Here is a 13,275-nt window from a genome sequence, read left to right as displayed (position 1 = left end):
GCTGTGCTCGGGCAGTGCGCTCAACAACGATCCCAACTTTCACTGAGTGGAAGTCCGACATCGACTCCCCGATGTGACGCCGCTTACGATCGACCCACCGCAGAACATCGTGGGACACCGGCAGCGCAGAACGATCCGCCGGCATCACGCCCACACAACGGCACGGACCCAGCCCACTTCCCGGTCCGCGCCGGTCCCCAGACCGCATCACTTTCACAGAAGGGTTTCCCAGGATGGCCACACCACTGATCTCCGACGCCGCCGGGCAGTCGGCATCCGTCGCGGACGAGACCCCGGTGTCGTCGGACGCCGCGGCAGGCAGTCAACGCCAGATCTCCGAGGAGATCGCCCGGATCGGGCACGACTACGCCTCCGCACAGTCCGCCGGAGCAGCACCGGAAACCGCTCCGCGCCTGAACTTCCCGCCGTATCGGTCGAGTCTCCTCCGGCATCCGACCAAGAACTTCCATCATTCCGATCCCGAGGGCATCGAACTCTGGTCTCCGGCATTCGGCCACCGTGACGTCGACCCGCTCGAGGCCGATCTCACCATCCAGCACGGTGGCGATCCCGTCGGCGAGCGCCTCGTCGTGACCGGACGGGTCCTCGACGGTTCCGGCCGCCCGGTCCGCAACCAGCTCGTCGAGGTGTGGCAGGCCAACGCGGCCGGCCGCTACATCCACAAGCGTGACCAGCATCCGGCGCCGATCGATCCCAACTTCACCGGTGTCGGCCGCTGCCTCACCGACGACGACGGCTGGTACCGGTTCACCACCATCAAGCCGGGTCCGTACCCGTGGAAGAACCATCACAACGCGTGGCGACCCGCCCACATCCACTTCTCGGTGTTCGGAACCGCGTTCACACAGCGCCTGGTCACCCAGATGTACTTCCCCGGCGATCCGCTGTTCGCCTTCGATCCGATCTATCAGGCCATCGTCGACCAGCAGGCACGTGACCGTCTCGTCGCGTCCTACGATCATGACCTGACCCAGCACGAATGGTGCACCGGCTACCGCTGGGACATCGTGCTCACCGGCGATGCCTCGACCCCCATGGAGGAGGACCAGTGACCCTCGCACCCACCCCCGGCCAGACCGTCGGCCCGTTCTTCCACTACGCACTACCGTTCTCGAGTGGCGCCGAACTCGTCCCGTCCGGACACCCTGACCGAATCCGTCTGCACGGCACCATCTTCGACGGTGCGGGCAACCCGGTCCCGGATGCTCTCGTCGAGATCTGGCAGCCGGACGGCGACGGCATCGTGTCCCGTGACCCCGGATCCCTGCGGCGAGACGGCTTCACCTTCACCGGATTCGGTCGCGTACAGACCGATCGGGTCGGTCACTACAGCTTCTCGACGGTGGCACCCGGCCCGATGTCCGATGGTGCCGCACCATTCTTCTCGGTCTGCGTCTTCGCCCGCGGTCTCCTCGATCGCCTCTTCACCCGCGCCTATCTGCCCGACGGCGTCCGTGCCCTCGCATCCGACACGGTGCTCGGCTCGGTCCCCGACGACCGGCGTGCCACCCTGATCGCGACCAAGGACCGCGACGGCTACCGGTTCGACATCCACCTGCAGGGCGAGGCCGAGACGGTCTTCCTCGACCACAGTGGCCGATGATGCCGGCACTGCGATGACCGATCTGCTGTGGCCGGGCGACCATCATGCCGGTGATGTCCTCACCGACGCCGCCGTCGCCGATGCGATGATCCGGGTGGAGGCGGCCTGGTCGACGGCGTTGACCGAGGCCGGGGTTGCACCGGCGGATGCGCTGGTGGATCCGGCCGCACTTCGTGCACTGATCGGCGACGGGGATCTCGACCGGATCGCGATCGAGGCCGAATCGGGCGGCAACCCGGTCATCCCGCTGGTCAAGCTCCTGCGATCCGGACTGGGGGAGTCGGCGACGGCACAATGGCTGCATCGCGGTCTGACGAGTCAGGACGTGGTGGACACCGCATTGATGTGCTGTTCGGCCACCGCATTCGCGGAGATCGGTGGAGAGCTCACCGCCCAGATCCGGATCCTGAGTCGCTACGCCGACCGGTTTCGTGCCACGCCGATGGTGGCGCGGACGCTGACCCAGTACGCGGTCCCGATGACTTTCGGACTCAAGGCCGCCCAGTGGCTCAGCGGCGTGCTCGACGCATCCGAGCTGCTCGCCGGCGTCCGGTTCCCGCTGCAGATCGGCGGTGCCGCGGGCACGTCGGCAGCCCTGCTCGAGCTCGCCGGACCCGGCCACGACCCGGCCCGTCTCTATCGGGCGGCGACGGAGGTCGCCGCCCGCGAACTCGGCCTGGAGGCGGTGCCGCCGTGGCATTCGGTACGGACGGCGATCTGCCGTGTCGGCGACGCGTCGGTCGCATGTACCGACGCGTGGGGACACATCGCCAACGACGTCCTCACCCTGTCGCGCCCGGAGATCGCCGAGGTCGGCGAGGGTGCCGGAGGGTCGTCGTCGACGATGCCACACAAGTCCAATCCCGTGCTGTCGGTGTTGATCCGTCGTGCGGCGCTCACCGGTCCGCCGCTCGCGTCCACCCTGCACCTCGCCGCCGCCGACGCCGTCGACGAGCGCACACCCGGAGCCTGGCATGCGGAGTGGGACACGCTTAGGCAGCTGGTGCGCCGCACGCTGGTCGCGGCTCGGCAGACCACCCGGTTGCTGGACAAACTGCAGATCCACGAGGATCGCATGGCGAGCCGTCTACAGGCGGCCGGACAGGCGGTGACCTCCGAGCAGAAGAGCATGGCCGGGATCGCCGGGCTTCCACCGGCTGCCGACTATCTCGGTGCCACACAACACTTGATCGACGCCCAGCTGGAGCGGGCACGGAAGGTCATAGGAGACCGATCATGAGCCGATACGACGACGGAATGGTGGTTCGACGCGAGGTCCTCGGTGACGCGCACGTCGACCGCGCGACGGCGGCGATCACCGACCACACCCGCGAGTTCCAGGAACTCATCACCGAGTACGCCTGGGGCAGTATCTGGACGCGGCCGGGTCTGGATCGTCGGAGCCGGTCCATGATCACCCTCACCGCGCTCATCGCGCGCGGTCACCACGAGGAACTCGGGATGCACGTCCGTGCCGCCCTGCGCAACGGGTTGACCCGCGAGGAGATCACCGAGGTGCTGTTGCAGTCGGCGATCTACTGCGGTGTGCCCGACGCCAACTCCGCGTTCCGTGTCGCGTCGCGCGTGTTCGCCGAGATCGACGCCGGCGACTGATCGGAGTGGTCACCACCGAATGCGGGTGACGGAGATTTCGACACGGGTCCTCGCCCTTCCGGCTCGGTCCCGGCTCAATCAACCACTGGCCGTTGATGGTTGAGCCGACGAGGAGCGTAGCGACGAGACGTGTCGAAACCTCCGGCGGCCGACCTCGCCAACGTTCCCACCTCAGAGGTGGTCACCACCCCACGCAGGTGACAGAGATTTCGACACGGGTCCTCGCCCTTCCGGCTCGGTCCCGGCTCAATCAGCAACAGAATCTCCCGGCCCAAACAGCCACTGGCCGTCGATGGTTGAGCCGACGAGGAGCGTAGCGACGAGACGTGTCGAAACCTCCGGCGGCCGACGTCACCAACGTGACCACCTCAGAGGTGGTCACCACCCGACGCCGGCTGCGGAGATTTCGACACGGGTCCTCGCCCTTCCGGCTCGGTCCCGGCTCAATCATCAACGGAAGCTCACGGCTCAAACAGCCACTCGCCGTCGATGGTTGAGCCTGAATCCACCGATCCGGTTTCAACGGTCGGATGAATGATGTTGGAGCCCTTGACCCCGATACCAACCCGATAAAGACACGTGTGTACCGCCGATCTCCAACGTCGGCCTGTTTCACCAGGTTTCAGATCAGGGCCACACACGGCCGAATGGTCAGGTCAAACACCAGGATTTCAATGAACAGTATTGGCATACAACCGATTCCACTCCACTTCCCAGGGCCACCCAGCCGGTAGATGTAACGACAAACGACGTGCCGACGACGAAGTCCGCGCCGGTACCCCGATCAACGCACGCCGGATCGTGGTCGTGGTCGCACGCATCAATGATCCACCGGCCACGGTGGCCGCTGCCCGGGTGAGGTTGAACGCCATCACCGCACACGCCAACCACGCGGCGTTGGCAGAGAACTTCCCCGAGGGCATGTGGGCCATCGCCGAGGCCTTCAGATCGGCATGGACCTGCTCGATGATCGCGTGATGACGGTGCACACGATCAGCGACGACTTTGTCGGTGGTCATGTCGGTGGTGAAGAACGCATGGTGACGATACACATCGAACAACGAGTCACCATCAGGATTGAGGGCCAGGACCCGCCGCACGATCAACCGACCCGGAATCGGGGCCCGGGTACGCCCGGGTTTGACCGGTGTGGAGGGTTTACCGACGAACCCGTCGAAGGGAACCTCGGCCACCTCGGCGGTACGCACCAGCTGCCCGTCTGTACCAACCTGGGTGGGGTTGGCCAGGGTGATCGTGGTCCATGCCGAGTCATCGATCGTGGAGATCGCGGTGGTCACGTTGCTGTACAACCGCACCGTCAACGACACCTGTGCCCCGGCCCGGTGGGCTGCGGCGACCAGGTCGTGGGAGTAGAACGCGGAATCACCCCGAACCAACACCGGCACCTCTCGTCCGGCCGGCCACGCCCGACGCAGGGTGTTCAACGATCGGGTCAACAGGTCGGCGGCTCCGCGCACCGAGTTACACGACCCGCCCCGCAGGCGGTGACCGAGGATGATCGGGGCCCGATCGGCGGTGGTGGCCGTCACCATGAGGGCGTTGATCCCACGGACCCCGCTGTAGCCGTATTTCGCGCCTTGTTTCTGGTGGCCGTAACACTGGTTGATGGTGTCGTCGAGATCGACCAGTACCCGTTCACCTGCAGGGTTGAGGAGGTGGGTGTGTTCGATCAGGCCGGCCAACAGGCGGGTGGCGATCGCCTCGTACTGGGCGACCGTGCCGCGGGTACAGGCCCGCAGAAACGTGCCCAGGGTGGACGGGGCGTGGGTGTGGCCGTAGATCGTGCCCATCCCGCCGTGGCCGATGATCGACAATCCGTCGATGGTGTCGGCGCCCATCACCATGCCCATCACGATTGCTGAGAGTTTCCGGCCGGCGTTGGCGCCGGTATCGGTGGGGATGGTCAACCATTGATCGCCGAGTTCTTGCAGGCCACACGTTTGGGCCAGACGCATCACCGGTACCACCCCGGCCGGCCCGATCAGGTTGTGGTCATCGAATGATGCTGACTTTACCGGCAAGGTGTGGCAGGATCGCATCTGCGAGATGCCCTTTCTTTGTGTGTGGGTCGAACCTTCGATAAGTCTGATTCTCACACTCGGACAGGGCATTTCGTGTTTCCCACGCCGTTTCGGGCCCAGGTTTTTCCATCTGGATCGGTGGATTCAGGTTGAGCCGACGAGGAGCGTAGCGACGAGACGAGTCGAAACCTCCACCGGCCGACGTCACCAACGTGACCACCTCAGAGGTGGTCACCACCCGACGCCGGCTGCGGAGATTTCGACACGGGTCCTCGCCCTTCCGGCTCGGTCCCGGCTCAATCATCAACGGAAGCTCACGGCTCAATCAGCCACTGGCCGTTGATGGTTGAGAAACAAGAAACCGAACGTCCGAGGTGGTCACCACCCCACGCGGCTCAATCAGCAACAGAAGCTCCCCGCTCAATGAGCAACTGGCCGTTGATGGTTGAGCCGACGAGGAGCGTAGCGACGAGGCGTGTCGAAACCTCCGCCGGCCGACGTCGCCAACGTGACCACCTCAGAGGTGGTCACCACCCGACGCCGGCTGCGGAGATTTCGACACGGGTCCTCGCCCTTCCGGCTCGGTCCCGGCTCAATCATCAACGGAAGCTCCCCACTCAATCAGCAACTAGCCGTTGATGGTTGAGCCGACGAGGAGCGTAGCGACGAGACGTGTCGAAACCTCCGCCGGCCGACCTCACCAACGTGACCACCTCAGAGGTGGTCACCACCGCTTCGAGGGTCGTCGCATCGCACAGTCGACGCACTGGCGTGCGGCCGGGAGCACCTCGAGGCGGTCGGGGCCGATCGCCGAGCCGCAGGCCTCACAGCGGCCGTAGGAGCCCGCACCGACACGGTCGAGGGCGGCGTCGATCTCCTCCAGACGGACGCGGGACCGCTCGATCTGGGCCGCCCGCCCGTCGTGTTCGCTCATCGTTGCCCGCTCATCATTCCCTGTGCTTGTCTGTCCCTTTGTACGCCGTGCAACCCACGAGATCCGACGACCACGGGTCCTGACGCTCTATGTCGCACGCGTGTGCGAACATGGTCATCGTGAGCGCACGCAAGAGCAGTGGACTGACCCCAGAAGACCTGGAGACGCTGGCCGCCGGAGTGACCGCAGGCAAGCGCGTGACGGTGTATCTCGCCGATCCGGTGCCCTCGCTCGGCCTCGAGGCGGGGGCGTCGGCGCGGGTGGTGTCCGTCGACGGCTCGACGGTGACGGTGAGCCCCAAGGGCGTCGACGATCAACTCCCGTTCGAGGCCAACGAGCTGCAGCGCACCCGCGTCTCGGCCACGACGCCCGCGGCAACCCGACGGCGACCCGCCGCCGCGCCCATCACATCGGGCCCGTCGCAACCGCGAACTGCCGCACCCGCACCCCCGACGGCGACCGCAAACCGATCGAAGGGCGCTGCAGCGCCCAAGGCCGTCACGTCCTCGAAAACCCCTGCGCCGGTGCCGAAATCGCCAGCCGAGGACCACATCGGACAGCTTCGAGCGCAGCCGGCCACACCCAAGCCGACGCCGGTGCGGGCCACCCGATCGGCCAAGTCCTCGAAGGCCTCGGTCAGTGTCACAGTGACGGCGAGCGGGGAGGGGCCGTGGACGGTCGTGGTGTCCACCGGCAGCAAGAAGCACAAGTCCACCGAGGTGTCGGCAGACCGGGTGGCACGGGCGATGCGTGAACTCGGCGACGACGTCGCGATCGACGCCGTCGACGGTGTGATCGCCGCCGCGAGAGAAGCCGCCCAGAAGCGGATCGACGAACTCAGTCTCGAACTCGAGACCGCACGCGCGGCACTGGCCCAGCTCGACGGCAACGACGAGGGCCACTGACCGGATCACCTCCGCATCACCGCTGCGTGGTCAACACTCACACGTCGCCGTACGTCCGCCGACGACCAGCGGACGGTCGGTTTTACACCACACCTCGTCGGCACTGAAGCGCCCATCACCCGACAGTGCGCAAAGTCGGGTGTGTCTATCCTGAGGCGTGATCTCCTCATCATCCCGGTCTCAGGCGTCAGGACGGATTCGTAGCGCAGCGTTCGCGACAAAAGTGATGTCCGCGGAGGAGGCGGTGGGCTTCATCCACCCCGCCGACACGGTCGCGATCAGCGGTTTCGGTGGTGCGGGCACACCCAAGGCGGTCGTCCCGGCGCTGGCCGAGCGGATCCGGGAGACCCGGGCGACGGGCTCGAACTTCACGATCAACCTGCTGACCGGGGCCTCGGTGACCTCCGAGACCGAGAAGCTGCTCACCGAGGTCGACGGTATCGCCTTGCGCATGCCGTATCAGGCCGAGTCGACGGCCCGGAAGAAGATCAACGACGGCCGGATGGACTACGTCGACATCCATCTGTCGCATGTCGCCCAGCAGGTGTGGGAGGGCTACTACGGCAAGGTCGACGTCGCCGTCGTCGAGATCGCCGGGATCACCGAGGACGGCGAACTGATCCCGTCGTCGTCGATCGGCAACAACAAGACCTGGCTGGACGTCGCCGACAAGGTCATCCTCGAGGTCAACTCGTGGGTGCCCGCGGAGATGGAGGGTATGCACGATGTGTACTACGGCACCGCACTGCCACCCAACCGCACACCGATCCAGCTGACGCGGGTCGAGGACCGCATCGGTCAGCCGACGTTCCGGGTCGATCCGGCCAAAGTCATCGCGGTGGTGGAGACCCACGGTCGTGACGGCGCCAACCCGCTGACCCCCTCCGACGGCGTGAGCCAGGCGATCGCCGGCCATGTGCTGGACTTCTTCGCCCATGAGGTGCGTGCCGGGCGGCTGCCTGCCGACAGTCTGCTACCGCTGCAGGCGGGGATCGGCAATGTCGCCAATGCGGTGCTCGGCGGACTCGACCGCGGTGGTTACAAAGGTCTGACCTGCTATTCGGAAGTCATCCAGGACAGCATGCTGCGCCTGGTCAAGGACGGGACCGTGGCACATGCATCGGCCACCGCCCTCGCGCTCAGCGAGGAGGGGATCGAAGAGCTGACGGCGAACATCGACTTCTATCGCGAGCACATCATCCTGCGCCCGCAAGAGATCAGCAACCACCCCGAGATCGTCCGTCGGTTGGGCGTGATCGCGATGAACGGCATGCTCGAGGCCGATATCTACGGAAACGTGAACTCGACGCACGTCATGGGCACCAAGATCATGAACGGCATCGGCGGTTCGGGTGACTTCGCGCGCAACGGATATGTGTCGGTGTTCTTGAGCCCGTCCACCGCGCGAGGCGGCACGATCTCGGCGATCGTGCCGATGGTGCCGCACGTCGACCACACCGAACACGACACCCAGGTCATCGTCACCGAACACGGTCTGGCGGATCTGCGCGGTCTGTCACCCCGTCGACGGGCGCATCTGATCATCGAGAACTGCGCGCACCCCGAGTACCGGCCGATGCTGCACGACTACTTCAAGCGGGCCGAGGCACAGCCCGGTGCCGGCCAGACACCGCACCTTCTCGGCGAGGCGTTCGGCTTCCACCAGCGCTATCTCGAGACCGGATCGATGCGCTGACCGTCGCAGACACCGGCGACGTCACTGCGCGGCCGGACGGTAGGCGGTGGTGACCTCCACGGGTGCCGGCATCGATTCGCCGTCACCGAAGTACACCGTCCACCGGGTGTCCGACTTCTCGTATAGCTCGGATGAGCCAGCCCGATAGAACACGAAGCCGCTGGTGGACGACCCGGCCTGACAGCTGTAGCCGAACTCGAAACCGGCGGGCGGCATGGGCCATGCACCACCGCTGCGTGCCACGCAGCGCCTGCCGTTGGCGAGTTCCAGTGCCCACGGGAAGGAGTCCGGTCGCGGCGCATCCAGCACCGGCAGGGATCCGGAGTATCGGTATTCGGTGAGCTGTGTGGCCCACGGGGCGAAGGTGCACAGCAGCCTGCCGGTTCCCGGCCAGCAGGCATTCGCGCCGTCGGCGGTGGTGCCGCATCGGTACACCCCTGTGGTGGCGGCGCCGAGCGCATTGGTGCAGTACTCGATGGTGCTCGAACTCCACGACGCTCCGGTCTGCCCGACGACGAAACCGTTGATCGGGTTCCCGGAGCGGTCGGCGGCCACCACGTTCACCAGTGCGGGCCCGGAGGTCGAGGCCGAATCGTGGGACGCAGAGGACGAATCACCGGGCACCGCGGCGGATACTCCGGCCCGGGACTGGACGGTCGGGGTGCCGCCGGTGCTCACCGTACAGCCGACCAGCGCGCCGACCGCGGTGACCAGGATGGCCACGATCACGGCCGTACGGCCCCAACCGGTGTGGGCGTGGACGGTGCGGCGGGATCGTGGACTCGGCATGTCGCCGAATGCTATTCGAACGTCCCATCGGGTGAGTCGTCGACTCGCGTCTCAGCGGTCGCCCGCGTCCAGAATCGTCCGATCGGCCGACACACCCGGATGGCGACGGTGCGTCCGGTCGTACCGAGCAGGGATACGAAACCTCAACCGCGTGAACGAGATCGCCTCCGGTTCCACCATCGTCGACGATCGGCGGGCGGCGACCACACCCCGGATGAGACGAGATGGACGGTGAACGCCTCGGCGTCAGCCACCGACCCACCCCGTTGACGTCCCCGGGCCCAGGCCATGAAGGCTTCGACGAACGCATCGCCGAGCTGGGCTCGCGCCAGGGGCATGTGCCGTGCCACCTCTCCGGCCCGCTTGCGCAACAAGGCGTCTTCGGCGATCCGGAGCCGGTCGACGTCGAAACCCGCAGGGGCGGCGCCACCGGCGACCAACGCCCGGACCAACTCTTCTTGACGTTGCGCCAACGACATCCGCGCGGCGACGAGCTGTTCGCTCATGATGCGTCCTCCCACCACCTGCTGCCGGTCGTGATCCGGTCCATCCCCGCCGCATCGGCGATGCTGTCGAGTTCGGTGAGCAACTCGCGTGCCGGCGGGTAGCGTCCGTCGCGTTCGAGCATGAACGCCGGGACCCGCCCGGTGCCGGACAGACGGGCGACGAGTTCGAGGACCTCCGGCGGAACCGGCGCGGTATGGGTGTCGTGGTAGACGTGTCCATCCGATTCACCGCCTGCCACATGGCTGTACGCGATGCGATCGGTCGGCAGGCGATCCAGTTCGACGACCGGGTCGAGTCCTCGGTTGCGCGCACACGCATACACATTGGCGACGTCGACGAGGAGATACACGCCGGTGCGTTCCACCAGTTCGGTGAGGAACTCGGCATCGGAGTACTCGTCGTCGGGCCAGTCGAAGAGGGTCGCGATGTTCTCCACCGCCAGCGGAACCGGTATGCCGTCCTGAGTGCGTCGGATGTTCTCGGTGAGTACGTCGAGGGACTCGCGGGTGCGCGGGACGGGGAGTAGGTGACCGGCCTCCACACCGCCGGCCCGGACGAACGCGATGTGCTCGCTCACCACTGGTGACCCGAACTGTTCCGCGGCGTCGGCGAGTACCCGGATCCGCTCGGGTGTCACCGGTTCGGCACCGCCGAGCGACAATCCGATCCCGTGGGGGATCACCGGAACCCCCAGATCGCTGATCGCCTCGGTGGGGAAGTGCGGAACGCTCTCGGCGATGACCTCGACGAAGCCGAGTCCGGGGAGGCCGGCATGGACGGCGGCGATCTCCGGCCGCCATCCCACGCCGATCCCGGTGATCAATGGTGTCGTGTTCATGATGTTCACCCCTTCGCGGGTCTCGTCTGCTTCTCCGACTTGTCGTCGGCGCGGTGTCGTGGTCCAGTAGAGGGCCGTTGTGGTGCAGGGCCGTTGTGGTGCAGGGCCGTTCGGGTGCCTTCTCGTCGAACGACCCTGCCCATCCGCCGCGGTACTCATCCACTGCGGTACTCATCCACCACAGCCGCCACCCCCTCCGCCGCCACCACAGCCTCCGCAGCCGCCTCCACCGCCACCCCCACCGCAGCCTCCGCCGCCACCACAGCCGCTGCCGCCCCCGCAGCCGCCACAGGAGAATCCCGAGCCGTCTCCGCCACCGTCGCCACCACCGGAGGAGATGTCCGCGGCGTACGACGCGGCCGCGACACCCGGCGCCAGATGGGTCAGTGCGAGAGGCCCGAACAGCCCGGCGGCGATGGCGAGGGCCCGAGATCAGTGCCGCGGACATGGATCACTTCTGGAATCCCTCACCGAATTCGGCCCGCGAGGCCGAGCGCGCCGCCGAAGCCCACCGGACCACCGCATCCGATGACACCAACCCCCTCACCAAAAGGGAACGTGAGGTCGCCGATCTGATCGCCCAGGGGCTCAGCAACCGCGCCATCGCCGACCAGCTGGTGGTCTCCCGCCGTACCGTCGACGGGCACGTCGAACGCATCCTCAACAAGCTCGGTGTGGGCTCCCGCACCCAGGTGGCGGCGTGGCTTCATGCGAGGTCGTGAAGAACCCGAACAAGCCGGTCACGGCACACCGTGACATCGGGTGTGTTGTGGCACCAACGGATTCTGGCAGGATCGACCCGATGGGCGGCGGGCGAGGTGAGAGGGGATCGGTTCGATCCGTCTCAGGGGAAACCCCTGGGTACATGTCACAGTTGGTTCCTGCGTCCGGCGCCACACGGCACGCTCCGCGTGCGACCCGGCGCCGCGGCACTGCGTTCTGGGTCACTGCACCCGTCGCCCATCGCCTCCCCACGACCGTGCCGGTACCCGGTGGTGCCGATGAGTGAGCCGTCCCTTCCGGCCGGCGAGGTCGCGGCGGCCGCCGCCGAGTTCTCCCGGATCCTCACCGCGTGGACGAGGTCGGAGATCGTACGCGCCGTGATCGCGGTCCTCCCGTACGACGTGGCGGCCGAGGCCGGCAACCGGCTCTTCGAGCGGACCCCGCACGAACCCCGTCACCCGGCGGCGGCCTTCGTCGCGGCACTGCAACCGTGGACGCTGCCGACGCCCGTCACGCGCACGTGGGACCTGACGGAGCCGGTCCGAGCAGACGGCCTCCCGGCGGGCCTGCCGGATCTCCACGACGTCGAGCAGTTCGCGTACTGGCTCGACTTCACCGTCCCGGAACTCGAATGGTTCGCCGATCGTGGGGGATGGCTGCGGACCGCTCGACCGCCGCTGCGGCACTATCGGATCTGGCGGCGTGCCAAACGTGACGGGGTGCGCGTCATCGAGGCTCCGAAACCTCGGATGCGAGAGACCCAGCGTCGCCTGCTGCGTCGGCTCGTGGAACGCATTCCGGCGCATCCCGCTGCTCGCGGCTTCGTCCCGGGTGGTTCGACCGCGGCCTTCGCCTGGCCCCACACCGATCGGCCGTCGGTACTGCGCGTGGATCTGCGGCATTGCTTCGAGACCGTGACCACCGCACGCGTCCGACGTGTCTTCGCAGATGTCGGCTACCCGCCCGCCATCGCACGTCTTCTTGCCGAGATCTGCACCACCGCAACGCCTGTCGACGAGCTGACCGACATCGACCACACCCATGCCTCGCTGCTGCGGTACCGGCATCTACCCCAGGGGGCGCCGACGTCGCCGCATCTGGCGAACCTGGTGATGCGCTCACTGGACCGCCGCCTGGACGGCTACGCCAGGCACAACGGACTGCGCTACACCCGCTATGGCGACGATCTCGCGTTGTCGGGGGACGACTTCGACGCCGACCGCGCGCTGTGGGTGGTGCTCCAGGTGGTCGGCGACGAGGGATTCCTCGTCCACCCCGGCAAGGTCCGGATCATGCACCGCCACCAGCAGCAGCGCCTGGCGGGACTGGTCGTCAACGACCGTCCACAGGTCGCCCGGGCCGACTACGACAACCTTCGGGCGTTGTTGCACAATGCGATCCGCGATGGCGCACAAGCCCAGAACCGGGACGCCCATCCCGACTTCCGGGCACATGTGTACGGTCTGATCGCCTGGATCGGGTCGACGGGAACGCTCCGCCGGGATCGCTTGCTGGAGATGGCGGCCCGGGTCGACTGGGATTCGTGACGATCACCGACCACCTCGGCGGAGCGGTCCTCACCGGTTCCCACCTCCGACTTCCG

At 66.9% G+C, this 13,275-nt stretch carries 11 protein-coding genes and 2 pseudogenes; 8 read left to right on the top strand and 5 right to left on the bottom strand.

All coding sequences use genetic code 11. The features are described 5' to 3' along the window. The first annotated feature begins 233 nt into the window (after positions 1–233). The 4 genes from pcaH to pcaC are packed head-to-tail and all read left to right on the top strand — an operon-like array spanning position 234 to position 3,238. Positions 234–1,073, top strand: coding sequence for a protocatechuate 3,4-dioxygenase subunit beta (gene pcaH / locus Q9K23_RS00135; protein WP_020789953.1), 840 nt, complete (start codon positions 234–236; stop codon positions 1,071–1,073). Then, entirely contained in the window at positions 1,070–1,624 is a 555-nt protein-coding gene (gene pcaG, locus Q9K23_RS00130; protein ID WP_020789952.1) for a protocatechuate 3,4-dioxygenase subunit alpha, read from the top strand. The genes pcaH and pcaG overlap by 4 nt, the downstream gene beginning before the upstream one ends. A 13-nt stretch (positions 1,625–1,637) precedes the next feature. Next, complete coding sequence (locus Q9K23_RS00125; RefSeq protein ID WP_053776285.1) at positions 1,638–2,864, top strand: lyase family protein; 1,227 nt, start codon at positions 1,638–1,640, stop codon at positions 2,862–2,864. Next, positions 2,861–3,238 (top strand): 4-carboxymuconolactone decarboxylase, encoded by a 378-nt coding sequence (gene pcaC, locus Q9K23_RS00120; RefSeq protein WP_020793244.1) that lies wholly within the window; start codon positions 2,861–2,863, stop codon positions 3,236–3,238. Before Q9K23_RS00125 ends, pcaC begins: the two co-directional genes overlap by 4 nt. Before the next feature lie 671 nt (positions 3,239–3,909). Here the strand turns inward: pcaC and Q9K23_RS00115 are convergent. After that, entirely contained in the window at positions 3,910–5,298 is a 1,389-nt protein-coding gene (locus tag Q9K23_RS00115) for an IS1380 family transposase (protein WP_305950327.1), read from the bottom strand. A gap of 706 nt (positions 5,299–6,004) precedes the next feature. Continuing rightward, a pseudogene (locus tag Q9K23_RS00110) lies at positions 6,005–6,190 on the bottom strand (TraR/DksA C4-type zinc finger protein); the annotation flags it as partial. A 134-nt stretch (positions 6,191–6,324) separates the two neighbouring features. On the opposite strand from Q9K23_RS00110, the gene Q9K23_RS00105 reads away from it, so the two are divergent. Together Q9K23_RS00105 and Q9K23_RS00100 are read left to right on the top strand one after the other, a co-directional pair. Continuing rightward, complete coding sequence (locus tag Q9K23_RS00105) at positions 6,325–7,119, top strand: DUF6319 family protein (protein ID WP_305950333.1); 795 nt, start codon at positions 6,325–6,327, stop codon at positions 7,117–7,119. 157 nt (positions 7,120–7,276) lie between these two features. Next, on the top strand, positions 7,277–8,815 hold the full coding sequence (locus Q9K23_RS00100) for an acetyl-CoA hydrolase/transferase family protein (RefSeq protein ID WP_053776043.1): 1,539 nt from the start codon (positions 7,277–7,279) through the stop codon (positions 8,813–8,815). Positions 8,816–8,836: 21 nt separating this feature from the next. Here Q9K23_RS00100 and Q9K23_RS00095 read toward each other — a convergent pair whose 3' ends face one another. From Q9K23_RS00095 to Q9K23_RS00085, 3 genes are all read right to left on the bottom strand, one after another. After that, entirely contained in the window at positions 8,837–9,604 is a 768-nt protein-coding gene (locus Q9K23_RS00095; protein ID WP_020790363.1) for a hypothetical protein, read from the bottom strand. A gap of 143 nt (positions 9,605–9,747) precedes the next feature. After that, positions 9,748–10,110 carry a hypothetical protein gene (locus Q9K23_RS00090; protein WP_053776042.1) on the bottom strand — a complete coding sequence of 121 codons (363 nt, stop codon included), beginning with the start codon at positions 10,108–10,110 and terminating at the stop codon, positions 9,748–9,750. Beyond that, positions 10,107–10,949, bottom strand: coding sequence for a DUF692 domain-containing protein (locus Q9K23_RS00085; RefSeq protein ID WP_053776045.1), 843 nt, complete (start codon positions 10,947–10,949; stop codon positions 10,107–10,109). Before Q9K23_RS00085 ends, Q9K23_RS00090 begins: the two co-directional genes overlap by 4 nt. A 530-nt stretch (positions 10,950–11,479) precedes the next feature. Here Q9K23_RS00085 and Q9K23_RS00080 point away from each other — a divergent pair. Further along, positions 11,480–11,671 (top strand): annotated as a pseudogene (locus tag Q9K23_RS00080) (LuxR C-terminal-related transcriptional regulator); the annotation flags it as partial. 279 nt (positions 11,672–11,950) lie between these two features. Beyond that, positions 11,951–13,219, top strand: coding sequence for a reverse transcriptase family protein (locus tag Q9K23_RS00075; protein WP_053776044.1), 1,269 nt, complete (start codon positions 11,951–11,953; stop codon positions 13,217–13,219). Positions 13,220–13,275: the final 56 nt, after the last annotated feature.

Origin of the sequence: Gordonia sp. NB41Y, from assembly GCF_030718915.1 — a bacterium.
Lineage (GTDB): Bacteria > Actinomycetota > Actinomycetes > Mycobacteriales > Mycobacteriaceae > Gordonia > Gordonia desulfuricans.
Note: the sequence above shows the minus strand (reverse complement) of the source record. Positions and strands in the feature narration are given on the sequence as shown.

What these genes read in the sequence shown, in the direction of transcription:
- pcaH (WP_020789953.1), top strand. Translation starts at nt 234, where the DNA reads ATGGCCACACCACTGATCTCCGACGCCGCCGGGCAGTCGGCATCCGTC.
- Q9K23_RS00125 (WP_053776285.1), top strand. Translation starts at nt 1,638, where the DNA reads ATGACCGATCTGCTGTGGCCGGGCGACCATCATGCCGGTGATGTCCTC.
- pcaC (WP_020793244.1), top strand. Translation starts at nt 2,861, where the DNA reads ATGAGCCGATACGACGACGGAATGGTGGTTCGACGCGAGGTCCTCGGT.
- Q9K23_RS00115 (WP_305950327.1), bottom strand. Translation starts at nt 5,298, where the DNA reads ATGCGATCCTGCCACACCTTGCCGGTAAAGTCAGCATCATTCGATGAC.
- Q9K23_RS00105 (WP_305950333.1), top strand. Translation starts at nt 6,325, where the DNA reads ATGGTCATCGTGAGCGCACGCAAGAGCAGTGGACTGACCCCAGAAGAC.
- Q9K23_RS00095 (WP_020790363.1), bottom strand. Translation starts at nt 9,604, where the DNA reads ATGCCGAGTCCACGATCCCGCCGCACCGTCCACGCCCACACCGGTTGG.
- Q9K23_RS00090 (WP_053776042.1), bottom strand. Translation starts at nt 10,110, where the DNA reads ATGAGCGAACAGCTCGTCGCCGCGCGGATGTCGTTGGCGCAACGTCAA.
- Q9K23_RS00085 (WP_053776045.1), bottom strand. Translation starts at nt 10,949, where the DNA reads ATGAACACGACACCATTGATCACCGGGATCGGCGTGGGATGGCGGCCG.
- Q9K23_RS00075 (WP_053776044.1), top strand. Translation starts at nt 11,951, where the DNA reads ATGAGTGAGCCGTCCCTTCCGGCCGGCGAGGTCGCGGCGGCCGCCGCC.